This window comes from Williamsia herbipolensis (genome assembly GCF_000964005.1).
In the GTDB taxonomy this organism is placed as follows: Bacteria; Actinomycetota; Actinomycetes; order Mycobacteriales; family Mycobacteriaceae; genus Williamsia_A; species Williamsia_A herbipolensis.
This window is the reverse complement of sequence record NZ_JXYP01000012.1, coordinates 17,697-38,402: the sequence shown is the minus strand read 5'-3', so window position 1 is coordinate 38,402 and position 20,706 is coordinate 17,697. Positions and strand designations below refer to the sequence as shown.

At 69.5% G+C, this 20,706-nt stretch carries 24 protein-coding genes; 11 read left to right on the top strand and 13 right to left on the bottom strand.

What is annotated here, in order from left to right; translation table 11 throughout:
• Window positions 1–576: a TetR/AcrR family transcriptional regulator gene (locus tag TU34_RS05575; RefSeq protein ID WP_045821881.1), complete on the top strand. Its 576-nt coding sequence runs from the start codon at window positions 1–3 to the stop codon at window positions 574–576.
• Here TU34_RS05575 and rlmB read toward each other — a convergent pair.
• The 5 genes from rlmB to TU34_RS05550 are packed head-to-tail and all read right to left on the bottom strand — an operon-like array spanning window position 573 to window position 4,606.
• A complete protein-coding gene (gene rlmB / locus TU34_RS05570; protein ID WP_045821880.1) occupies window positions 573–1,544 on the bottom strand; it encodes a 23S rRNA (guanosine(2251)-2'-O)-methyltransferase RlmB in 972 nt (323 codons plus the stop codon). The genes TU34_RS05575 and rlmB overlap by 4 nt on opposite strands.
• Window positions 1,544–2,935, bottom strand: a complete 1,392-nt coding sequence (gene cysS, locus TU34_RS05565; RefSeq protein WP_045821879.1) for a cysteine--tRNA ligase — start codon at window positions 2,933–2,935, stop codon at window positions 1,544–1,546. The genes rlmB and cysS overlap by 1 nt, the downstream gene beginning before the upstream one ends.
• A 15-nt stretch (window positions 2,936–2,950) precedes the next feature.
• Window positions 2,951–3,418 carry a 2-C-methyl-D-erythritol 2,4-cyclodiphosphate synthase gene (gene ispF, locus TU34_RS05560; protein ID WP_045821878.1) on the bottom strand — a complete coding sequence of 156 codons (468 nt, stop codon included), beginning with the start codon at window positions 3,416–3,418 and terminating at the stop codon, window positions 2,951–2,953.
• Window positions 3,419–4,099, bottom strand: a complete 681-nt coding sequence (gene ispD, locus TU34_RS05555) for a 2-C-methyl-D-erythritol 4-phosphate cytidylyltransferase (protein WP_045821877.1) — start codon at window positions 4,097–4,099, stop codon at window positions 3,419–3,421. It lies immediately after the preceding gene.
• Window positions 4,100–4,117: 18 nt separating this feature from the next.
• Window positions 4,118–4,606, bottom strand: coding sequence for a CarD family transcriptional regulator (locus tag TU34_RS05550; protein WP_045821876.1), 489 nt, complete (start codon window positions 4,604–4,606; stop codon window positions 4,118–4,120).
• A gap of 246 nt (window positions 4,607–4,852) precedes the next feature.
• Here TU34_RS05550 and TU34_RS05545 point away from each other — a divergent pair, with 246 nt between their 5' ends.
• Together TU34_RS05545 and radA are read left to right on the top strand one after the other, a co-directional pair.
• Window positions 4,853–5,533, top strand: a complete 681-nt coding sequence (locus TU34_RS05545; protein WP_082079896.1) for a copper chaperone PCu(A)C domain-containing protein — start codon at window positions 4,853–4,855, stop codon at window positions 5,531–5,533.
• A 56-nt stretch (window positions 5,534–5,589) separates the two neighbouring features.
• Window positions 5,590–6,966, top strand: a complete 1,377-nt coding sequence (gene radA / locus TU34_RS05540) for a DNA repair protein RadA (RefSeq protein ID WP_045821874.1) — start codon at window positions 5,590–5,592, stop codon at window positions 6,964–6,966.
• Here the strand turns inward: radA and TU34_RS05535 are convergent.
• Complete coding sequence (locus TU34_RS05535) at window positions 6,954–7,484, bottom strand: PaaI family thioesterase (RefSeq protein WP_045821873.1); 531 nt, start codon at window positions 7,482–7,484, stop codon at window positions 6,954–6,956. The genes radA and TU34_RS05535 overlap by 13 nt on opposite strands.
• Before the next feature lie 50 nt (window positions 7,485–7,534).
• Here TU34_RS05535 and disA point away from each other — a divergent pair, with 50 nt between their 5' ends.
• Window positions 7,535–8,617 (top strand): DNA integrity scanning diadenylate cyclase DisA, encoded by a 1,083-nt coding sequence (gene disA, locus TU34_RS05530; protein ID WP_045821872.1) that lies wholly within the window; start codon window positions 7,535–7,537, stop codon window positions 8,615–8,617.
• Between the two features lie 8 nt (window positions 8,618–8,625).
• On the opposite strand, the gene TU34_RS05525 is transcribed toward disA, so the two are convergent.
• The gene (locus TU34_RS05525) at window positions 8,626–9,396 is read right to left on the bottom strand and encodes a hypothetical protein (protein WP_045821871.1); all 771 of its coding nucleotides are present in this window, start codon (window positions 9,394–9,396) and stop codon (window positions 8,626–8,628) included.
• 71 nt (window positions 9,397–9,467) lie between these two features.
• Complete coding sequence (locus tag TU34_RS05520) at window positions 9,468–10,118, bottom strand: carbonic anhydrase (protein ID WP_045821870.1); 651 nt, start codon at window positions 10,116–10,118, stop codon at window positions 9,468–9,470.
• Here TU34_RS05520 and TU34_RS05515 point away from each other — a divergent pair.
• On the top strand, window positions 10,117–11,004 hold the full coding sequence (locus tag TU34_RS05515; RefSeq protein ID WP_045821869.1) for an HhH-GPD family protein: 888 nt from the start codon (window positions 10,117–10,119) through the stop codon (window positions 11,002–11,004). The genes TU34_RS05520 and TU34_RS05515 overlap by 2 nt on opposite strands.
• Window positions 11,005–11,025: 21 nt before the next feature.
• On the opposite strand, the gene TU34_RS05510 is transcribed toward TU34_RS05515, so the two are convergent.
• On the bottom strand, window positions 11,026–11,829 hold the full coding sequence (locus TU34_RS05510; RefSeq protein WP_420835161.1) for an alpha/beta fold hydrolase: 804 nt from the start codon (window positions 11,827–11,829) through the stop codon (window positions 11,026–11,028).
• Between the two features lie 19 nt (window positions 11,830–11,848).
• Here TU34_RS05510 and mhuD point away from each other — a divergent pair, with 19 nt between their 5' ends.
• The 6 genes from mhuD (at window position 11,849) to TU34_RS05480 (ending at window position 16,647) form a co-directional block, all read left to right on the top strand.
• Window positions 11,849–12,154 carry a mycobilin-forming heme oxygenase MhuD gene (gene mhuD / locus TU34_RS05505; RefSeq protein ID WP_045821868.1) on the top strand — a complete coding sequence of 102 codons (306 nt, stop codon included), beginning with the start codon at window positions 11,849–11,851 and terminating at the stop codon, window positions 12,152–12,154.
• Window positions 12,043–12,654: a GNAT family N-acetyltransferase gene (locus TU34_RS05500; protein WP_238981175.1), complete on the top strand. Its 612-nt coding sequence runs from the start codon at window positions 12,043–12,045 to the stop codon at window positions 12,652–12,654. Before mhuD ends, TU34_RS05500 begins: the two co-directional genes overlap by 112 nt.
• Window positions 12,655–12,720: 66 nt before the next feature.
• Window positions 12,721–13,365, top strand: coding sequence for an LON peptidase substrate-binding domain-containing protein (locus TU34_RS05495; RefSeq protein WP_045821867.1), 645 nt, complete (start codon window positions 12,721–12,723; stop codon window positions 13,363–13,365).
• Window positions 13,366–13,443: 78 nt separating this feature from the next.
• Window positions 13,444–14,946, top strand: a complete 1,503-nt coding sequence (locus TU34_RS05490; RefSeq protein ID WP_045821866.1) for an aldehyde dehydrogenase — start codon at window positions 13,444–13,446, stop codon at window positions 14,944–14,946.
• A gap of 112 nt (window positions 14,947–15,058) precedes the next feature.
• Window positions 15,059–15,613 (top strand): FKBP-type peptidyl-prolyl cis-trans isomerase, encoded by a 555-nt coding sequence (locus TU34_RS22900; RefSeq protein ID WP_150116414.1) that lies wholly within the window; start codon window positions 15,059–15,061, stop codon window positions 15,611–15,613.
• Between the two features lie 14 nt (window positions 15,614–15,627).
• Window positions 15,628–16,647, top strand: a complete 1,020-nt coding sequence (locus tag TU34_RS05480; RefSeq protein ID WP_052688762.1) for a glycosyltransferase family 4 protein — start codon at window positions 15,628–15,630, stop codon at window positions 16,645–16,647.
• Here TU34_RS05480 and TU34_RS05475 read toward each other — a convergent pair.
• Genes TU34_RS05475 through TU34_RS05460 form a run of 4 tightly spaced genes read right to left on the bottom strand, consistent with a single transcriptional unit; the run spans window position 16,644 to window position 20,693 of the window.
• Window positions 16,644–17,231: a hypothetical protein gene (locus tag TU34_RS05475; RefSeq protein ID WP_045821909.1), complete on the bottom strand. Its 588-nt coding sequence runs from the start codon at window positions 17,229–17,231 to the stop codon at window positions 16,644–16,646. The genes TU34_RS05480 and TU34_RS05475 overlap by 4 nt on opposite strands.
• The gene (locus TU34_RS05470; RefSeq protein ID WP_150116411.1) at window positions 17,231–18,064 is read right to left on the bottom strand and encodes a hypothetical protein; all 834 of its coding nucleotides are present in this window, start codon (window positions 18,062–18,064) and stop codon (window positions 17,231–17,233) included. The genes TU34_RS05475 and TU34_RS05470 overlap by 1 nt, the downstream gene beginning before the upstream one ends.
• Complete coding sequence (locus TU34_RS05465) at window positions 18,061–19,491, bottom strand: MCE family protein (protein ID WP_045821865.1); 1,431 nt, start codon at window positions 19,489–19,491, stop codon at window positions 18,061–18,063. Before TU34_RS05465 ends, TU34_RS05470 begins: the two co-directional genes overlap by 4 nt.
• Window positions 19,488–20,693 (bottom strand): MCE family protein, encoded by a 1,206-nt coding sequence (locus TU34_RS05460; RefSeq protein WP_150116410.1) that lies wholly within the window; start codon window positions 20,691–20,693, stop codon window positions 19,488–19,490. The genes TU34_RS05465 and TU34_RS05460 overlap by 4 nt, the downstream gene beginning before the upstream one ends.
• Between the last annotated feature and the right edge of the window lie 13 nt (window positions 20,694–20,706).

The following is a 20,706-nucleotide window of genomic DNA, read 5'->3' as shown; positions in this document are numbered from 1 at the left end:
GTGCCCATGCGCAAGAGCTCCGAGCAGAAACTGCTCGACGCGGTCGATGACCTGCTGTTCACCCGCGGGATCGAATCGACCCCCGTCGACGCCGTGCTCGCCCGCGCCGGCGTCTCGGCGGCAACGCTCTACCGCGGCTTCCGGAGCAAGGAAGCGCTCGTCGCGGCGGCCTTGGAGCGGCGCCACTCACGGTGGCGGGACGAGTGGGAACGCGCAATCGACGCGGCGCCCGACGCTGAGGGGCGCGTACTCGCGGTCTTCGACGCGCTCGAGGCGTTCCGTGATCGAACCGACAGCGCGCGCTGGTGCGCCTTCCTCGGCGCGGCCGCCGAATACTCCTCGCCCCCCGACGAACTGGCCGAGGCGATCGGCCGCGACACCGACCACTTCCGCACCCGGCTCCATCAGCTGATCACCGACGCCGGGTGCACCGAATCGGCAGAACTGACCGAGGAGATACTTCTCGTGATCAGCGGCGAACTCGCCATGCGTTTGCGCGAGCCGAAGGGGTCCGCAGGAACCGGCCGCCGTATCGCGACCGCGCTGGTTCGCGCGTCGCTACCTGCGGTGCCCTAGACCGCTCGGCGCTGGCGGGCGAAGTCGGCGAGCACGACACCCGCGGCGACCGAGGCGTTGAGGCTCTCGACCGGGCCGGCCATGGGGATGGACAGGATCGAGTCACAGGACTCGCGGACGAGTCGCGAGAGACCCTTGCCCTCCGAGCCGACCACGATCACCGTGGGACCGGTGCCGTCGTAGGAGTCGAGTTCGGTGTCGCCGTCGGCGTCGAGGCCGACGAGTTGCGCGCCGTCGGCGGCCCAGTCCTTCAGCGTACGAGTGAGATTGGCGGCCTGCGCGACCGGCAGACGCGCCGCCGCACCGGCACTGGTCCGCCACGCGACCGCGGTCACGCTCGCACTGCGGCGCTGCGGGATCACGACACCGTGCCCGCCGAACGCGGCCACCGAACGGATCACCGCACCGAGGTTGCGGGGATCGGTGATGTTGTCCAGGGCCACCAGCAGCGGCGGGGTGCCGCTGTCGACGGCGAGCTGCATGAGATCGGACGGATGGGTGTAGCGATACGGCGGCACCTGCAGGGCGATGCCCTGATGCAGCCCGTTGGTGCTCATGCGGTCGAGCTCGGACTTCTGCGCCTCGAGAATCGCGATCCCCTTGTCGCCGGCCATCTTCACGGCCTCCGACACCCGCTCGTCGGGCGTCCCGCCGATCATCACGTACAGCGCGGTCGCGGGGACCCCGGCGCGCAGACACTCGACGACGGGGTTGCGGCCCAACACGTACTCGGGGCCCTCCTCGTCACGACGCTTCGCCGCGGTCGACCGCCCACGACCGGCACCCGTCGCCGACGCGCTCGCGGCCTTCGCCCGCTTGTGCGCCGCGTGGTACGGCCGGTCCACCGCCTTGGGCGTCGCGCCACGGCCCTCGAGCCCGCGACGCCGGTTGCCGCCGGACCCGGCGACCTGCCCCTTCTTCGTGCCGTCCTTGCGGACCGCACCCTTACGTTTCGAGTTGCCTGCCATCAGTTGCGCCCCTTCAGATTCCACTGGGCGCCGTCGGCGGTGTCGGTCACGTCGACACCGGCCTGGGCCAGTCGGTCGCGCACCGCGTCCGCGGTGGCGTAGTCCTTGTTCGCGCGCGCCGTCGCCCGGCGATCCAGTTCGGCACGGATCAGCACGTCGAGAGCCGAGATGGCCTGCGAGTCGTCGTCGGCGGTGTGCCACCGTTCGTCGAGAGGATCGACGCCGAGGACACCCATCATCGCGCGTACCGACGACGCGGCCGCGCGTGCGGTGTCGCTGTCACCGGCCTCGAGTGCGGTGTTGCCTGCACGCACGGTGGTGTGGACCACGGCCAACGCGGCGGGCACCCCGAGGTCATCGTCGAGCGCCGCGGCGAAATCTGCGCCCACCTCACCGACGACGACCGGTCCGAACCGCGAATCGACGCGCTGCACAAAGGATTCGACGCGGCGATAGCCTGCCGCGGCCTCGTTCAGCGCACCCTCGGAGTACTCGAGCATCGACCGGTAGTGCGCACTGCCGAGGTAGTACCGCAGTTCCACCGGACGCACCCGCTGCAGCATCGCCGGGATGGCGACCACGTTGCCCAGTGACTTGCTCATCTTCTCGCCACCCATGGTGACCCAGCCGTTGTGCAGCCAGTACTGCGCGAATCCGTCTCCGGCGCCGTGACTCTGGGCGATCTCGTTCTCGTGGTGCGGGAAGATCAGATCCATCCCGCCGCAGTGGATGTCGAACTCGCCGCCGAGCAACGACGTCGCCATCGCCGAGCACTCGAGATGCCATCCGGGTCGACCCGGTCCCCACGGCGTGGGCCACGACGGCTCGCCGGGCTTGGCGGCCTTCCACAACGTGAAGTCGCGGTCGTCGCGCTTGCCCGTGCCTGCGCTCTCACCCTGGTGCACGTCATCGAGGCGGTGACCCGACAGCGCGCCGTACTCGGGGAGGCTGCGCACATCGAAGTAGACGTCGCCGTCGGAGGCGTAGGCGTGACCGCGGGAGATGAGACGCTCCATGTACTCCACCATCTGCGTGATGAAGCCGGTCGCGCGCGGTTCGGCCGACGGCGGCAGCACACCCAATGCGTCGTACGCCGAGGAGAACGCGCGCTCGTGGGTGGCCGCCCACTCCCACCACGGACGGTCGGCGTCGGCGGCCTTGGTGAGGATCTTGTCGTCGATGTCGGTGACGTTGCGGACGAACAGCACGTCGAGGCCGGAGTGCAGCAGCCAGCGCCGGAGGATGTCGAACGCGATACCGCTGCGGACATGGCCGATGTGCGGGACGCCCTGGACAGTGGCGCCGCAGAGGTACACCGATGCCTGTCCGGCGTGCAGCGGTGCGAATTCACGCACGTCACGCGCGGCGGTGTCGTACAGGCGAAGGGTCACGACGTGCGATCCTACTCAGTCGGCGACGAGCAACAGTGCGGTGGCGACCGCGGCGACACCCTCGCCGCGCCCGGTCAGGCCGAGTCCGTCGGTGGTGGTCGCCGACACCGACACCGGTCCCCCGGCCAGATCCGACAGCAACCGCTGCGCGGCCTCGCGGCGTGGACCGATCTTCGGGCGGTTGCCGATCACCTGCACCGCGGCGTTGCCCACGACGAAACCGGCGTCGGACACGAGCCCGCGCACGTGGGTGAGCATGGTGGCGCCGTCGACACCGTCCCACTCGGGACGGCCGGTGCCGAAGACCGCACCGAGGTCGCCGAGACCCGCCGCCGAGAGCAGCGCGTCACAAAGCGCATGGACCCCGACGTCGCCGTCGGAGTGACCCTCGCACCCGTCGTCGTCGGGGAAATGCAGGCCCACCATCCAGCAGGGTTTACCCGGCTGGACGGGGTGGACGTCGGTGCCGATCCCCACGCGCATCTACCGGACTCCTGTCGACTCGAGCAGCATGCGGGCGATCCGCAGATCCCACGCGGTGGTGATCTTGAAGGCCATCAGGTCGCCGGGCACGACATGGACTGCGTAGCCGGCGGCCTCGGCCAGGCCGGCGTCGTCGGTGGCGTCACCGGCCGCGGCGTGAGCGCGCCGCAGCGCCTCGGGACGGAAGCCCTGCGGGGTCTGCACCGCGCGCAGGGGTGTGCGGTCAACGGTGGCGACGACGGTCTCGACGGCCCCGGACTGCTGTGTGACGACCCGCTTGAGGGTGTCGGTGACCGGGACGGCGGGGACCACGACGTCGGAGCCCTGGCTCACCGCGTCGATCACGCGGGTGAACACCTCGGGTGGGGTGAGTGCGCGGGCGGCGTCGTGGATCAGCACGACATCCGACGCGGACGGACCGACCTCGGCGAGACAGGCGCGGACGGAGTCGCTGCGCACCGACCCGCCGACCACCACGTGGACACGCGGGAGCATCGACCGGGTGGTGTCGAGCAGTTCGGCCGGGACGGCCACCACGACCTCGTCGACACCGGCGGCGAACACACCGTCGACCGATCGCTCGAGGATGGTGCGGCCGCCGAGGTCGACGAACGCCTTGGGCATCCCCGCACCCAACCGGGTACCGGACCCCGCAGCCGGGATCAGCGCGACGGTCGCCACGGGTGGGGGATGAGCGGCCTAGGAGGCCGCTGCGAGAACCTCGTCGAGGATGATGGCGGCCTTGGCGTCGTCGGTGCCCTGTGCGAGCGACAGCTCGTCGACGAGGACACGACGGGCGCGGGTCAGCATGCGCTTCTCACCCGCGGACAGACCGCGGTCCTGCTCACGACGCCACAGGTCACGCACGATCTCCGAGACCTTGATGATGTCGCCGGAGATGAGCTTCTCCTGGTTGGCCTTGAACCGGCGCGCCCAGTTCGTGGGCTCCTCGGTGTGCGGGGCACGCAACACGTCGAACACCTTGTGCAGACCCTCCGACCCGACGACGTCGCGGACACCGACGTACTCGAGCTTGGTGGACGGGATCTGGACGGTCATGTCACCGTCGGCGATCTTCAGGACGACGTACTCGACCTGCTCTCCCTTGATGGTGCGGATGACGATGTCTTCGACCTTCGCTGCACCGTGATGGGGGTATACAACGGTGTCACCGACTTTGAAATTCAATGTTCCAAGCCCCTTTCGATCTGCCCAGTCTAACACGGGACTGTTTCGCACATCACACAACAGTGCAGGTCAGCGGCCTACCAGCAGCGATCACCCGTGAAGTGTCGATGATCGGTCCACGGCACACCCGCGGGGGCCGACGCCAATTCGCCACCCGAACGCGCTCGAACCGGTCACGGCCACTACGCTCCGTAGTGCAAGATCGGCGCGACCCGTCAGGGTCGACGAGGCAGAAGAGGAAACCCGGTGTCTGTGCTCACTCCCGCGAAGGTCCCCGCTCGCACCCCCGGCCGTCGTGCGGCGCGCGCCGTGGCGATCGCAGCGCTGGGCGGCGCACTGGCGCTCGGTGTCTCGGCCTGCGGCGCCGGTCAGATCGCGCAGACCGCGAACCAGCAGGCCGCGGTCAACGGCTCGTCGGCGACGCTCGGCGACATCGCCCTGCGCGACGTCCACATCGTGTTCCCGAGCCAGGGCACGCAGGCCTTCGCCAACGGCAGCCCGCTCGAGGTCGCGTTCCTCATCTCGAACAACAGCCCGTACCAGGACGACAAGCTCGAGTCGATCACGCTGCCCGGCGGCGGGAGCGTCTCGTTCTCCGGCGCCACCGACATCCCGGCCACGAAGTCGCTGCGCGCGGGTCAGCCCTCGCAGCTGCTCGTCGCGGCCGAGTCGTCGGTCACGTCGGCCTCGCCGACCAGCCCGTCGGCGCCGGACAACAACGCCTCCGACCCCAGCGAGACCCGCATCACCGTCACCGTGAGCGGTTACGGCAAGCAGATCACCCCCGGCCTCACCGTGCCGATGGAGTTCACGTTCGCCAAGGCCGGCAAGACCACCGTCCGCGTCCCGATCGACGCCGGCTCCGAACTGCAGCGTCGCGCCGACCAGCTGCTCAACCCCGAGCCCGCCGAGGGCGGCGAGGGCTGATCGGCTCGGCACTCGCCCCACCCACCCCTGTCACAGCCCGCATCTAGGGTTCACGAGTGGCCAAACCCCGCTCGTCGTATCGCTGTCGCTCGTGTGGCCATCAATCGGCCAAGTGGGTCGGCCGGTGCCCGGAGTGCGGCGAATGGGGGTCGATCGACGAGGTCGCCACCGCCGCGAGCGCAAGCCGTGGATCGACCGCCGTCGCACCGTCGTCCCCGGCCCGCCGCATCACCGAGATCGATCCGACGGCGGCCGCGGCGTTCCCCACCGGCATCGGCGAACTCGATCGTGTCCTCGGCGCGGGTGTCGTACCTGGGTCGGTGGTCCTGCTCGCCGGCGAGCCCGGCGTCGGGAAGTCGACGCTGCTGCTCGAGGCCGTGAAGCGCTGGGCCGAACAGGGCAAGCGGTCGCTCTACGTGACCGGTGAGGAATCCGCGGCGCAGGTGCGTCTGCGCGCCGAACGCACCGGCGCCGTGCACCCCGAGGTGTTCCTCGCCGCCGAGTCCGATCTCGACACCGTGCTCGGCCACGCCGAACAGGTCGCGCCGACGCTCATGATCGTCGACTCGGTGCAGACGATGGTCGCGTCGGGGTCCGACGGCGTGAACGGCGGTGTCACACAGATCCGTTCGGTCACCACGGCACTCACGTCGCTCGCGAAGAACACCGGCATCGCGATCGTGCTGGTCGGTCACGTGACCAAGGACGGCGCGGTCGCCGGCCCGCGGTCACTGGAACATCTCGTCGACGTCGTGCTCGCGTTCGAGGGCGACAAGCACTCGTCGCTGCGCATGGTCCGCGGCATCAAGAACCGGTTCGGTGCGTCCGATGAGGTCGGTTGTTTCGAGCAGCGCGGTGACGGCATCCACGAGGTCCCCGACCCGTCCGGGCTGTTCCTGCACCACCGCGACTCCGACGTGCCGGGCACCGCCATCACCGTGGCGATGGACGGCAAGCGGCCCATGGTCGGCGAGGTGCAGGCGTTGGTCGCGCCGACGCAGAACGGCTCACCACGGCGCGCCGTGAGCGGCCTGGACTCGCAGCGGGTGGCGATGATCCTCGCCGTCCTCGAGGGACGGATCGCAGTGAAGGTGTCCGACGTGGAGGTCTACGTCGCGACCGTCGGCGGCATGAAGCTGACCGAACCCGCGGCCGATCTCGCGGTCGCCCTCGCCGTCGGGTCCATCGTCCGCAAGAAGGCCCTGCCCCGGTCGACGGTCGCGATCGGCGAGGTCGGCCTGGCCGGCGAGGTCCGACGCGTCTCCGGCGTCGGCCGCCGGGTCGCCGAGGCCAAACGGCTGGGGTTCCGGCACGCGATCGTGCCGGCGGGCTCACCCGACCTGCCCAAGGGCATCAAGATCACCGAGGTCGCCGACCTGCACGAGGCGGTGCGCGCGGCGCTCGTGACGAGCGTGGACACCTACTCCTTCTGACCGAGATCTCGCGTCGGACCGAAATGGGTGTGCGGGTCGACGATCACGAACAACCCGTGGGCACCGGCGACGGGTTCCCCGGCCGCGCCGTCGGCACCGAGGACGGTCGCCGTCGCCTCGGCGTAGACCTGGCGGCGTCGGGTCCCGAGCACGCGGGCGTCGAGACGCAGTCGGGTGCCGATGGGAACGGGGCGGGCGTAGTCGATGTCGAGGACCACGGTGACCGCGGTGAGACCCATCAGCATGAGGCCCAGCCCCATCGACTCATCGAAGACGCTGGCCAGGATGCCGCCGTGGATCACGCCGGGACCACCCTCGAATCGCGGCTCCACCAGCAGTTCACCGGTCGCGGTGACGCCCTCGCCCGCGATCATCGACAGGTGCAGACCGTGCGGCGAACGCGGGCCGCAGCCGTAACACATGGGGTTGTGCGGGGGGATCGTGTCGCCGGGTGCGACGACGTCGTCGCCGCGGCGGGGGGCGTCCAGATCGTCGGGCACGACAAAGGTTGTTCTCACCCGCAGTTAATCTAGTGCACGGTAAACACCCGTAACGAAAGGCTGTCGCGATGGTGGACACGGCGCACGGCGATCTCCTGCGCGCCACGATCGGCCGGGTGGCACCCGGAACCGGTCTGCGCGACGGGCTCGAACGCATCCTGCGCGGACGCACCGGCGCGCTGATCGTGCTGGGGTACGACGAACTCGTCGAACGCATCTGCGACGGCGGTTTCCACCTCGACGTGGAGTTCGCACCCACCCGTCTGCGAGAGCTGTCGAAAATGGATGGGGCGGTGGTCCTCTCGACCGACGGCACCCGAATCCTGCGCGCCAACGTGCAATTGGTGCCCGATCCGTCGATCCCGACCGAGGAGTCGGGCACCCGGCACCGAGCCGCCGAACGCACCGCGATCCAGACCGGGCACCCGGTGATCTCGGTGAGCGCGTCGATGTCGATCGTGAGTGCGTACGTCGACGGCATCCGACACGTGGTGGAGGGGTCCGATCCGATCCTGTCGCGTGCCAACCTCGCGGTGGCGACGTTGCAGCGCTACAAGACCCGACTCGACGAGGTCAGTGCCGCGCTGTCACGCGCCGAGATCGAGGACTACGTGTCGCTGCGTGAGGCGATGACCGCGGTGCAGCGCATGGAGATGGTGCGGCGGGTGTCGGTGGAGATCGAACAGTACGTTCTCGAACTCGGCGCGAACGGACGCCAGTTGTCGTTGCAGCTCGAGGAACTCGTCGGTGACAACGACTCGATGCGCGAACTCGTGGTGCGCGACTACTACTCGAGCCCGGAGCCCGCGACCATCGAGGAGGTGCGTCAGGCACTCGAGGCGATCGAGGCCCTCAACGACACCGACCTGCTCGACTCGACGCTGCTCGCCGGGGCATTCGGGTACCCCACCACGCTCGACGCGCAGGACACCACGATGAGTCCGCGCGGCTACCGCCTGCTGGCCCGTATCTCGGGGCTGCAGTTCGCGCACCTCGACCGTCTGGTGCGCAGCTACGGGACGTTGCAGTCGTTGCTCGCGACGAGCGCGTCGGATCTGCAGGCCATCGACGGCATCGGCGAGATCTGGGCCCGCCACATCCGAGAAGGACTGTCGCGCCTGGCCGAGACGACCATCGAGCGGTTCGACTGACCCCGGCTCTACTGGCGCGGCGGGTCGGCGAAGTTGAACGTGATGGGAGCGCTCAACTTCTCCCCCAGCGAGCCGACCGCCTGGTACGGACCGGCCGCGGCCACACGACGCGGGGTCTTGCACCCCGGCGTGCTGGTGGTCCCCGACCACACGATGGTGTCCTTGAACTGCTGGGCCGGCTTGAGCAACTGGTTGTTGATCGTGTTGATCGGTGAGCAGTCGGTCGCCGACCAGATGTAGCGGGTGCCGTCGAGACTGCGGACCGTCACGTTCTGCATGTCCTTGCCGACGTCGCGGGTGCACTCGGCGAGGCCGGCGTTGGTGATGACGATCGTGAACACCGGCTTGTCGCCGACGGTGTAGGTCGGCTTGTCGGTGTAGAGGACCGCCGAGATGTTCTGGTCGGGACACAGGCCGCTCGCGGGCACCGCCGTCGGTGCCGCCGACGAGGACGACGAAGCGCCGGGCACCACACCCGAGGCCACCGAGCCCGACGCCTGCGACTGGCCGGGGACACCACTGCCGCCCGAACCGGACCCGCCGGATCCGCCCGACCCGCCGGCGATGCTCTCCGAGGCGTCGGCGCTCGAGGGCACCGAGGTCAGCGACGGACTCGACGAGACACTCGCGCTGGTGTTCCGGGGGGACTCATCGGAACCACCGGAGGCCCAGATGATCAGACCGATCACGACGATGAGCGCGAGGACGACCACACCGACCGCGAGCGCGCGCCGACGCCAGTAGATCTCGGGTGGCAACGGGCCCTGCGGTTCCAACACACACCAACGCTAACGGTCGAGTGGTCCGCCCCGTCCGACCCGCGGCGGCGTGTCGTCGCCGCGGGTGCACATCACACCTTCTGCAGGGCGTGATCGCTGTCGGGCTGATCGTCGACCTCGCCCACCGCCTCGCGAAGATGCGCCTTGCCCTCGGCGAGGCTGTAGGTGAGGCCCACGATGCCCAGGGTGCCCGCCTCGATCGCGTCGGCGATGATCTGGCTGCGATCGGTGAGGAGCTTGGTGGTCTCCTGCACGTGTCGCGCCTCGAACTCGTCGACGCGGGTCAGGCCCTCGGCCTTGCCGGCCAGAACGCTGGGTGTCACCTTCTCGACGACGTCGCGGATGTAGCCGCCGGGGATCTGCGCCTCGTCGACGGCCTTGATCGTGGCACCGACCGCGCCACAGCTGTCGTGGCCGAGCACCGCGATCAGCGACACCTTGAGCACGGCGACGGCGAACTCGATCGATCCGAGGACCGCGGAGTCGATGGCCTGCCCGGCGGTGCGGACGACGAAGAGATCGCCGAGCCCCTGATCGAAGACGATCTCGGCGGCGACGCGGGAGTCCGAGCAGCCGAACAGCACGGCCTTCGGGGCCTGCCCGCCGGTCAGTCGGGTCCGGTCGTCGATACCCTGACTGGGATGTTTGGGTTCACCGCCGACAAATCGGTCATTACCTTCGCGCATCTCGCGCCACGCCTGTGCGGGAGTCATGGTTGCCATGGCTGACATTGTGCCGAATTCGGACGTGACGCGCCGCCTGCTGGCGTGGTTCGACGACCACGAGCGCGATTTGCCCTGGCGCGCAGAGGGAGTCACGCCCTGGCAGATCCTCATGAGCGAGATCATGTTGCAGCAGACACCGGTGGCGCGCGTCGCACCGATCTGGCTCGAGTGGGTCGCGCGGTGGCCGGTGCCCTCGGCGATGGCCGCCGCCGGGGTCGGCGAGGTGGTGCGCGCCTGGGGCAAACTCGGCTACCCGCGACGCGCTATGCGCCTGCACGCCTGTGCGACGGTGCTCGCGCAGGATCACGGCGACGTCGTCCCGTCCGACGTCGACACCCTCCTGACACTGCCGGGTATCGGCGACTACACCGCACGCGCCGTCGCGTGTTTCGCCTACGGCCAGTCGGTGCCGGTGGTCGACATCAACGTCCGCCGCGTCATCGCCCGCGCCCTGCACGGGCGTGACGCCGGCAACCCGACCCGGTCGGACATGGACGACGTGGCGGCCCTGCTCCCCCGGGATCGGGATGTCGCACCTCGCTTCTCGGCAGCCCTGATGGAGCTCGGCGCGCTGGTCTGCACCGCACGCAACCCACGGTGCGGGGATTGCCCGCTGCCGCACTGCCTCTGGGTCGAGATCGGCCGGCCCGCGCTCGACACCCCGCGCAAGGTCCAGAAGTTCGCGGGCACCGACCGTCAGGTCCGCGGCCTCATCCTCGACCAACTCCGCGCCGCCGACGGTCCGGTCGGACGCGACCGCATCGACGCGGTGTGGCTCACCGACGTCGGCCAACGCGAACGGGCCCTGGACTCCCTCCTCGCCGACGGCCTCATGGAGACCACCGCCGACGGCCGCTTCTGCCTCGCCGGCGAAGGCGGCTGACCCCGACCCGCCGTGGCCCGCTCAGTCGAACATCGACGACAGGAACGCCTCAACTGCGCCGCGGTACATCCCCGGGCGGTCGTCGTGCGCGAGGTGCCCGGCCGCCGGGATCACCAGATGGGTTGCACACGAGTTCATCTCGGCCATCGTCGCCATCTGACCCGGCGGGGTGACGCCGTGCTCGGCCTCGAGCAGCAGGGTCGGCACCTCGACCTGACGCCACTGCGACCAGAAGTCGCGACCACCCCACTCCTGGGCGATGGCGGCGAAGATCTCGACGTCACCGTGCAGGCGACCGTCGTCGAAGGCCTCGTGGAAGTAGCGGCCGGCGATGGGGCCGAACATGTCGTCGGCCGCCGACCGGGAGTCGAACCGCTGCGGCCACGAGGCGAACCACGGTGTCCAGTCCACTGCCGTGCGGCCGCGGAAATCCGGTGCCATGTCCTCGATCACGAGCGCGGAGACCAGTTCCGGGTACTCCGCGGCGGTGCACCAGGCGTGCAGGCCACCCATCGAGTGCCCGATCAACACCGCCGGACCACGATCGATCCAGACCAGGGTCTCGGCGACGTCGGCGACGAATCGCTCGGTGGCGATCTCGTCGGCGGCCACGTCGTCGATGTCGAACCCGGCGTCGGCGCCGGTGTGGAAGGCCGCGTCGACGGTGAACACGCGCCCGTGTCTGCGCAGCCAGGGGATCTGACGTCGCCAGGTGCGTCCGCGTCCCATGAGTCCGTGCAGCAGGACGATCGTGGGTGCGTCCGCGCCGAGGTCGGAACCGTGGTCCCGCAGGCCCGTCTCCGCCCACCGCTCGTCGGCTGTCACGACCGATACGATAGCGACCATGGCCGTGGTGAAGATCAACGCGATATCGGTGCCCGAGGGCGCCGGACCCGAGCTCGAGAAGCGGTTCGCCAACCGAGCACACACCGTCGACGGGACGCCGGGCTTCCTCGGCTTCCAGCTGCTGCGCCCGGTGAAGGGCGAGGACCGCTACTTCGTGGTGACGCAGTGGGAGTCCGACGAGGCGTTCGAGGCGTGGTCGGGCGGACCCGCTCGCGCGGCCCACGCCGGCGAGCGCGCGAACCCGGTGTCGAGCGGCGCCGACCTGCTCGAGTTCGAGGTCGTCCTCGACGCCAGGCCCAGCTGAGTCACCTCGAACGGCCGCCGGCGTTCACCCTGCGCCGCGCTGAGCCGACCGATGCAGAACAGCTCGCCGAGGTGCACGTCGCCTCGTGGCGGGAGGCCTACACCGACCTCGTCGCCCCCGAGGCCGCAGCGACCTTCGACGTCGCCGAACGTCGCGAGCTCTGGACACGAGCGCTTCGCACCGACCCCACCCCTGGAATGACCACGCACGTGGCCGAGGTCGACAAGAGCATCGTTGGATTCGCCACAACTGGACCACCCCGTAGCGAACGCGTGAGGGATATCGAGTTGCGAGGCCTCTACACGCTGGCGCGAACACATGGGACCGGTCTCGGTGGCGCGCTTCTCGACAAAGCCCTCGGCGACCGGCCGGCGCAGCTGTGGGTGCTGACGGACAACGCGCGCGCCATCGCGTTCTACCGCAAGCATGGCTTCGCCGAGGACGGCACTGCCGGATGGTTCGAGCGATGGAACGTCGCCGAGATACGCATGGTCCGCTGAGCGGATCACCTCCCGGCGCCGCGGCGACCATGGCCGATCGGTACCGCACGGGTCTACCGTTGACCCATGGCAGTGTCACCCGGTTCGCCGACGCCGATGTTCCCCCTCGGCATGGCGCTGCTGCCCGGTGAGATCCTGCCGCTGCAGATCTTCGAGCCGCGCTACCGCGAGATGCTCGCCGAATGCCTCCGCTCCGACAACCCCTCGTTCGGGGTGGTGCTGATCGAGCGCGGGCGTGAACTCGGTGGTGGCGACGAACGGCATTCGGTGGCGACGGATGCGAACATCGTCGAACACCACATCAAGGACGACGGCCGCGCGTTGCTGCGCTGCGTGGGCACCGATCGCATCCGCGTCCGCGAGTGGCTACCCGACGATCCGTACCCGAGGGCGATCGTCGAGGACTTCCCCGACGAGGCGATCGAGACCGTCGGCGACTCGGAGAGCCTGGAGGCGCAGTACACCGAGGTCGCCGCGAGCATCCGGTCCCTGTTCGAGCTGGTGCGCACCGCGGGCCGATCCGACGCGGTGTTCGACGACACCGTCTACGGAGATGTCGACCGGTCGTTCGGATGGGCAGGTCAACTCCCCCTCGGACAGGCCGACCGGTACGCGATCCTCGCCGCGCCGTCGCCGCTAGAGCGGATCGCCGTGCTGTCGGAGGCGGTCGAATCGGTGTCCGCCGCGATCCAGTTCCAGTTGATGGACTGACCCGGGACCAGAAAACTGGAACGTGTTCTAGTATCGGTGTGAGCAGGACCACCCTCGACCGCACTGGAGCATCCCGCAATGACCGACACCGTCGCGACCGCCCCGTCTGATCCCCGCGCCGATTCCGCGCACGACCACGACACCCTCTACATCGGGGGAACGTGGACCGCACCGCACTCGACGGCCACGCTCGACGTGTACTCCCCCGCGACCGGTGAGCGGGTGGGTCGCGCGCCCGACGGCGACGCCGTCGACATCGACGCCGCCGTCACCGCGGCCCGACGCGCCTTCGAATCCGGTGTGTGGAGCCGACGGTCGCCCGCAGAGCGCGCCGACGTGCTCGACCGGGTCGCGGACCTGATCGACGAGCGTGGCGAGGCGATCCAGGCATTGGTCTCCGCCGAGATGGGCGCGATGCCCTCCGACGTCGGCATGTTGCAGCAGCTCCCCGGCACCGGTGTGCTGCGCGCCTACGCCGCCGCCGCCCGTGAGTACCCGTGGGTCGAGCACCGCACCGGCCTGTTCGGCACCACCCGCATCGAGCGCGAGGGTGTCGGGGTCGTCGGCGCGATCACGGCGTGGAACGTACCGCTGTTCCTCATGTGCAACAAACTCGGTCCCGCGCTCGCCGCCGGCTGCTCGGTGGTCCTCAAACCCGCACCCGAGACACCGATCTCGGCGCTCTACCTCATCGAGATCTTCGCCGAGGCCGGCGTCCCCGAGGGCGTCCTGTCGGTGGTCACCGGCGGCGTCGAGACCGGCAAGGCGCTCGTCGAGCACGCAGGCGTCGACAAGATCACCTTCACCGGCTCCACGGCGGCCGGTCGCGTGATCGGGTCGCGCTGCGGCGCACTGCTCAAGCGCTGCCAGCTGGAACTCGGCGGCAAGTCCGCAGCCATCGTGCTCGACGACGTGAACGTCGACGAGATCGCCGCGATGCTGGCCTTCTACGGCCTGTTCAACACCGGGCAGGCGTGCGTCGCACAGACCCGCATCCTGGTGCCGCGCTCACGCCACGACGAGATCGTCGACGCCGTCGTCGCCGCGGCCGCCGCCATGACCCCGGGCAAGCCGGGCGACCCCGAGGCGCGGCTGGGACCGATCATCACCGAGAAGCAGCGCGACAAGATCGAGGGCTACATCCGCACCGGCACCGAGCAGGGCGCCACGCTCGCCCTCGACGGCGGGCGACCCGAGGGCCTCGAGTCGGGCTACTTCCTGAGCCCGACGGTGTTCACCGGCGTCACCAACGACATGACCATCGCGCGCGAGGAGATCTTCGGGCCGGTGCTGTCGATCATCGACTACGACACCGTCGACGAGGCCGTCGACATCGCCAACGACTCCGAATACGGGCTCGCCGGCGCGATCTGGACCGCCGACGTCGAGCGCGGCATCGAACTCGCCGGACGGATCCGCACGGGCACCCTCGGCATCAACTGGTACGCGATCGACCCGGCCTCTCCGTTCGGCGGCTACAAGAACTCCGGCATCGGCCGCGAGAACGGTCGCGAGGGACTCGAGTCCTACCTCGAGCACAAGTCGATCATCCTGCCGATGGGCTACACCCCGGAGAGCTGAACCCTTCCGCTGCGCTACCGTCGCAGGCGACATCTGATCCTGCGACGAAATGGACATCCCTGTGCGGCGAAGTGTGACGATCTCGAGTTCGGTTCTCGCAGCGTGTGTCGCGATGGGCGTCCTCGCCGGGTGCGGCGACGACTCCACGGACTCGGCGTCGGCCTCGACCGCGTCCACCGCTGCGGCATCCACCACCGAGGCCACCGACGGCGGCACGCAGGCGACGACCCCGGCGGCGGCACCGCGCAGCGGCACCCCCGGATCGGCCGGTATCCCGGCGATCACCGAGAACGCGACCGACACCTCCAAGGAGGCGAAGATCGCGGCCGGCACCGGGACACCGTCGTCCGATCTGCTGATCGCCGATCTCGTCGCGGGCAACGGCAAGGTCGCCGCGTCGGGCGACACCGTCAACGTGCGCTACACCGGCGCCCTGTACACCAACGGCGAGGTGTTCGACGCGTCCTGGAAGAGCGGCGACGCGCCCGTCGAGTTCCCGCTGAGCGGCGTGGTCCCCGGCTTCGCGCAGGGCATCGAGGGCATGAAGGTCGGCGGTCGCCGCGAGATCGTGATCCCGCCCGCACTGGGTTACGGCGCCTCGGACTCCGGGCCCATCCCCGGCGGATCGACCCTCGTGTTCGTGGTCGATCTGGTCGGCATCAGCTGATCGCCGGCGACGCCGTGCACGATCTCAAGGTCTGCTACGACGCCGAGCGCGGCGTCGAGCGATGGGCCGAGGCCGGTGCCACGGACGGTCGCGCACCCGATCTCTGGCCCTACGGTCTGCACCGTTTCGCCGAGCTGGGCGTCGATGTAACCCACACCGACAACCCGCCCCTGACGACGTCGGAGGCGCTACGCCAACTCGTGTCGCCGTCGTACCGCAGAGACGGCGCCGGCGGCCCGCCCGCGCAGGTGTCGATCGCCTGGGACGAGGGCGCGGCGAAACGACTCCTCGTCCGCGACCGGTCCGAACGGAACCACTGCGGCGTGATCTGGGTCAACGACATGACCAAGCGGACCGATCCGCCGCTGGTGTGGGACGCCCGGCGGGTTCTGCTGCAGATGGACTCGGTGTGGTGCCTGTCCCGCGCGCAGGTCGGACCGCTCGAGGAACTGCTGCCCGGCATCCGCGTCGATCCGCTCCTGTTCGGGATCGACCCGGACTTCTTCGCCGCACGCGACTACCCGGACAGCCAGGCGGTCTGCAGTTTCGGCGGCGACCGGCACCGCGATCCCGACACCCTGTTCGCCGCGCTGGAACGGGTCCGACAGAGCCACCCCCATGCCACGTTCGACGTGCAGAGCACCTCCACCACCCCGCCGGAGTGGCTGACGCTGCTGCCGAGGATGTCACCGAGCGGCGTGCTGGACGTCTACGCGCGCAGCGCCGTGGTCGTGGTGACCACGCGATCCAACCTGCACGTGTCCGGCATGACCGTGGCCCTGGAGGCCATGGCCACCGGACGACCCGTCGTCATCACCGACAGCCCGGGAATGGACGACTACGTCCAGGACGGGGTGACCGGCGCGGTCGTGCCCTCCGGTGACGACGCCGCGGTCGCTGCCGCGGTGTCGCGCTACCTCGACGATCCGGCGCTGGCGGCCGAGCACGGACGCAACGGGCGACGGCTCGTCGAGTCGACGTTCACCACAGCGCGCATGTGCGCCGACCTGGCGACGATTCTCGGACTCCGCTAGCCCTGGGGTGCCGGGGTCGGGGCCGCCGAGGTCGAGGGCGGCGGGCCGAGATGGAGCTTGTCGCGCAGCGAGTCGTCGGTGATGACGGCGATGTCGTCGATCAACCAGCGGTCGCCGGACTTGCGCATCGAGTACTGCACCCGGCTGGGCTCGACGCGCACCAACTGGGTGTCGCCGCGCACCACCGACTGGTTCATGAAGATCAGCACCACGGCACGATTCGCGTCGGCCGAGACCACGCCGGCCTGCTGGATCGAGACCGTCGAGTTCACCTTCTGCTTCTTCACCTGTGCAGACAGGTCGCTGCCGGCCATGATCTGGTCGTAGGTGGTGCGGGCGTTTCCGACCAGGGCGCTCTTCGCGGCCGCGACGTTGGCGTCGACATCGGCCGGGGTGAAGCCGAACATGACCGTCGCATAGCGCTTTCCGGCGTCGAGCGCGGAGGTGCGCGCGTCCCGGTCGTCGACGGCGGACGACCATCGCAGACCCAGCACCGTCGTGGCGGCCGCGGCGGCGATGATCAGGACCACCATCACGCCGGTCACGATCCGCGAACGCGTCGACCGCAACACCTGCGGTGCCATCACGTCACCCACTCGATGTCGGTCAGCTTCATCGCGCCGTTGATCTTGGTGACGACCACCTTCCAGCGGAAGGTCTGCACCACGGTGTCGTCACCCGTGACCGGCGGGACCGATGAGCCCTGAGCCGGCGCCGGGTTCTGCTGGGCGGGATTCTTCATGGTCCAGCCCGAGACGATCAGCACGGTCGCCGAATCGGCATCGCTGTCGACGACCGCGTCGGAGAGGATCGTGCCCTTGGTGCTGACGCCCTGGGTCTTGATGAGGTCGGTCGTCTGCTGCATGGTGTCCTGCAGCTGCTGCAGGGCCTTGCCGCTGGTGTCGTTCTGGAACGTGTCGACGGCGGTGTCGATGGTGGTGGGGCTCAGCGAAGTCAGGTTGACGATCATCTGACGCGCGAACGCCGCGTACTGCGCCCGCTGCGTCGACGCCTCGTCGATCGACGAGGTGTTGACCGCGAACAGCGTGGAGGCGACGACCAGCGCGACGAGGACGACCGCACCGAGACCACCCGCGAGGAGCAGTCCGAGTCGAGACCGGTCGATGCCGCTGCGGGCCGTGGTGCCCGCCGTCCGTCGCTGCCGGTAGCCGAGCGCGGCACCCCGCGTCGTGGTCACGGCCGAGTCCGCGACCGCCGGCGCCGTGGTCACCGGAGCGGTGGCCGCGGGTGTCGCTTTGCGCAGCTTGCCGACGGGCGAACTCTTGCGCGGCACCGTCGTCGACGACGGACGCGCGGTCGGGGCGGTCATCGTCGATCCCGGGGCTCCGCCGACAGGCGGCCCCGCGGGTCGTCGCACCCGGCGTCGGGTGCGCGGACGATGGGCGTCGTCGCTCATCGCTGCACGGTCCCGGTGATGAGGCTCTGCAATGTGGCGCTTCCTCCCTGCGACGATGTCCCCGCGCCGAGTCCACCGACGGTGTAGGTCTTGCCGTCGGGACCGATCGCGGAACCCGACCCCGGATCGTACGCCGCGCCGTAGACCGCGGGAGCGCCGTCGAACGACGACGGCGTCGCCGGGGTGAGCTGCCCGTTCGGCAGTCCGGTGACACCGGGGATCCCCTTGGGGAACGGCACGTTCTCGGCGAGCGGCTTGTACCCCTCGCGGCATTCCTCGGGCGTCGACGCCCGGCGCCCGGGGAACTCGACGCACGGGAAGTTGCGGCTGCCGCGCACCGCGAGGTTCGAGTCCTGCGGCACCCGGCACAGCAGCCCCGGCGGCAGATCCCGCGAAGTGATCGTCGACGCCGGGCGGCGGTCCTCGGTGGGCAGGAAGCCGACGGTGCACACACCCGGGTCCTGGAACCCCAGGGCGAAATCCACGTTCGCGCCCTTGCGGGGGTCCTCGGTGTTGATGGCGGTGATCAGCGCCTGGATCAGTCGCGGGTACAGCACGAGCACCTGCTGCAGGTTCGGCAGGTACACGGCGAGGGTGCGACCGGCGGTGGCGAGGTTGTCGAACAGCAGCGGCAGGCTCTGGTCCATCGAGGCGAACAGCTGCTGCGCCTGATCGGTGACGCCCGGTCCCTTCGCGAGGATGTCGCGCAGATGGGGATCGTTCGCCCGCAACTGGTCGGTGAACCGCGCGACGTCCGACGTCCACTGCCGGATGGCGCCGACGGTGGCCGTCTGCGTCTCGAGGAGCGGCGCGGCCTGGTCGACGAGCTTCGCGGTCTGCTCGGAGTTCTTGTTCGCCTCGTCGGCGAACAGCGACAGCGAGTCGAGCAGGCGCTGCAGATCCTCGCCCGAGCCGTTGAACGCGTTGAACGATTCGTCGAGCACCCGGCGCAGCTTGGTGCTCTGCACCTTCGCCAACAACGCGTTCGACCGGTCGAGCAGCGTCGACACCTCGGTCGGCACCTGCCCGTCGCGGACCACCGAACCGTCGATGAGATCACGCGCATCCCCCGACGCGTCGGCGTCGGGCATGAATTGCACGAACTGCTCACCGACCGCCGAGACGCTCTGCACCGAGGCCGTCGACGAGGCCGGGATCTTCCGATCGCTGTCGATCGACAGCTCGGCGCGGACCCCGGTCGAGGTCAGCGTCACCGACGACACCTTGCCGACGGTGACACCGCGATAGGTGACGTTGGCGTTGGGATAGATGCCGCCGGTGCTCGGCAACTCCACGGCCACCGAGTAGCGGCCGATGCCGAACATGGCGGGCACCTGGATGTAGAAGAACCCGACGACGACGAGCGAGATCACGGTGATGATGGAGAAGATGATCAGCTGCATGCGGACGAATCGTGAGATGGTCACCGGCCCTTCACCTCCGGCGCGTCCTCTCGCAGCGGTGCGGTGAACGGGTTGGCGCCCCGCTTGGCCGCGCCGGCCGGGCTGCCGAGCACCGCCTCGGGTCCGTACACCGCCGACGGTGCCGCCGCGCCGATGCTGGCGAACGCTCCCCGCGAGAGCCTTCCGTTCGTGAGGTCGAGGTTGATGACCCCGTTGATGTAGTCGCCCTTGACGATCTTCGGGATGACCGATTCGGCGAACGGGAAGGTGACGAGGATGTTCAACGACTGCGTGAGCGATTTCCCGCTGGCCTGCAGCTGATCGAGCACCGGCACGAGGTTCTTCACGATCGTGGTCAGGTCGTCGCCGTTGGCCTTGAGGATGTCGTCGGTGTTGCGGCTCAGGCGCCCGACCGAGGCCAGGGTGTCGGTGAGGTGGACCCGCTGGTCGACGAGCACCTTCAGGATCCGCGGGCCGTCGGCGAGCGCCCGGTCGATCGTGTCGCTCTGGGCGTTGAAGCTGCTGCTCAGTCGATCGAGCCCCTCCACCGCGCTGATGATGTTGCCGCGCTGACGATCGAGGTCGGTCACCAGTGTCGTCAGTCGAGGGATCAGTTCCCGGATGGTCTCCTGACGGCCACCGAGCGTCGCGTTGAGTTCGTGGATCACGTCGCCGATCTGCGAGAGACCGCCACCGTTGAGCACCACCGACAGCGAGCTGAGCACCTGCTCGACGGTCGGGTAGGTGCACTGGGCGACCTGCTGCGCGGAGGTGATGTCGGCGACCGGCTTCGCGGTGGTCGGCGCGGCGATGTTGTCCTGGGTGGGGCACTGCGAGGCGGGGATCTCCTGACCGTCGCGCAAGAAGCCCTGAGTTGGCGAATCCGGTTGCACCACCTGCAGGTTCAGCGATCCGAGGACGCTGGTGATGCCGACCATGACGTGCGAACCGACCGGGATGCGCGTGCCCTTGTTGAGCCGCAGCGTCACCAGGGCCTTCCAGTCTCGCACGGTGATGGCACCGACACTGCCGACGGTGGCGTCGTTCATGAGGACCGGCGCGTTCTGGACGAGGTTGGCGGCGTTGGGGATCAAGGCGGTGACGCGGAACGAACCGTCACCGGTGCCCTGCGCGCCCGGGACCGGGAGCGAGTTCAGGCCCTGGAACGAGCACGCCGACGTGGCGAGGACGGCGGCACACGACACGGCCACGGCGAGACGGCGCATCACAGCACCCCGC

Excerpts from the sequence above, each read along its gene's own strand:
- rlmB (WP_045821880.1), bottom strand. The coding sequence starts at position 1,544 with ATGGCAGGCAACTCGAAACGTAAGGGTGCGGTCCGCAAGGACGGCACG.
- ispF (WP_045821878.1), bottom strand. The coding sequence starts at position 3,418 with ATGCGCGTGGGGATCGGCACCGACGTCCACCCCGTCCAGCCGGGTAAA.
- disA (WP_045821872.1), top strand. The coding sequence starts at position 7,535 with ATGGTGGACACGGCGCACGGCGATCTCCTGCGCGCCACGATCGGCCGG.
- TU34_RS05515 (WP_045821869.1), top strand. The coding sequence starts at position 10,117 with ATGGCTGACATTGTGCCGAATTCGGACGTGACGCGCCGCCTGCTGGCG.
- TU34_RS05520 (WP_045821870.1), bottom strand. The coding sequence starts at position 10,118 with ATGGCAACCATGACTCCCGCACAGGCGTGGCGCGAGATGCGCGAAGGT.
- mhuD (WP_045821868.1), top strand. The coding sequence starts at position 11,849 with ATGGCCGTGGTGAAGATCAACGCGATATCGGTGCCCGAGGGCGCCGGA.
- TU34_RS05495 (WP_045821867.1), top strand. The coding sequence starts at position 12,721 with ATGGCAGTGTCACCCGGTTCGCCGACGCCGATGTTCCCCCTCGGCATG.
- TU34_RS05490 (WP_045821866.1), top strand. The coding sequence starts at position 13,444 with ATGACCGACACCGTCGCGACCGCCCCGTCTGATCCCCGCGCCGATTCC.
- TU34_RS22900 (WP_150116414.1), top strand. The coding sequence starts at position 15,059 with ATGGGCGTCCTCGCCGGGTGCGGCGACGACTCCACGGACTCGGCGTCG.
- TU34_RS05475 (WP_045821909.1), bottom strand. The coding sequence starts at position 17,231 with ATGGCACCGCAGGTGTTGCGGTCGACGCGTTCGCGGATCGTGACCGGC.
- TU34_RS05470 (WP_150116411.1), bottom strand. The coding sequence starts at position 18,064 with ATGAGCGACGACGCCCATCGTCCGCGCACCCGACGCCGGGTGCGACGA.
- TU34_RS05460 (WP_150116410.1), bottom strand. The coding sequence starts at position 20,693 with ATGCGCCGTCTCGCCGTGGCCGTGTCGTGTGCCGCCGTCCTCGCCACG.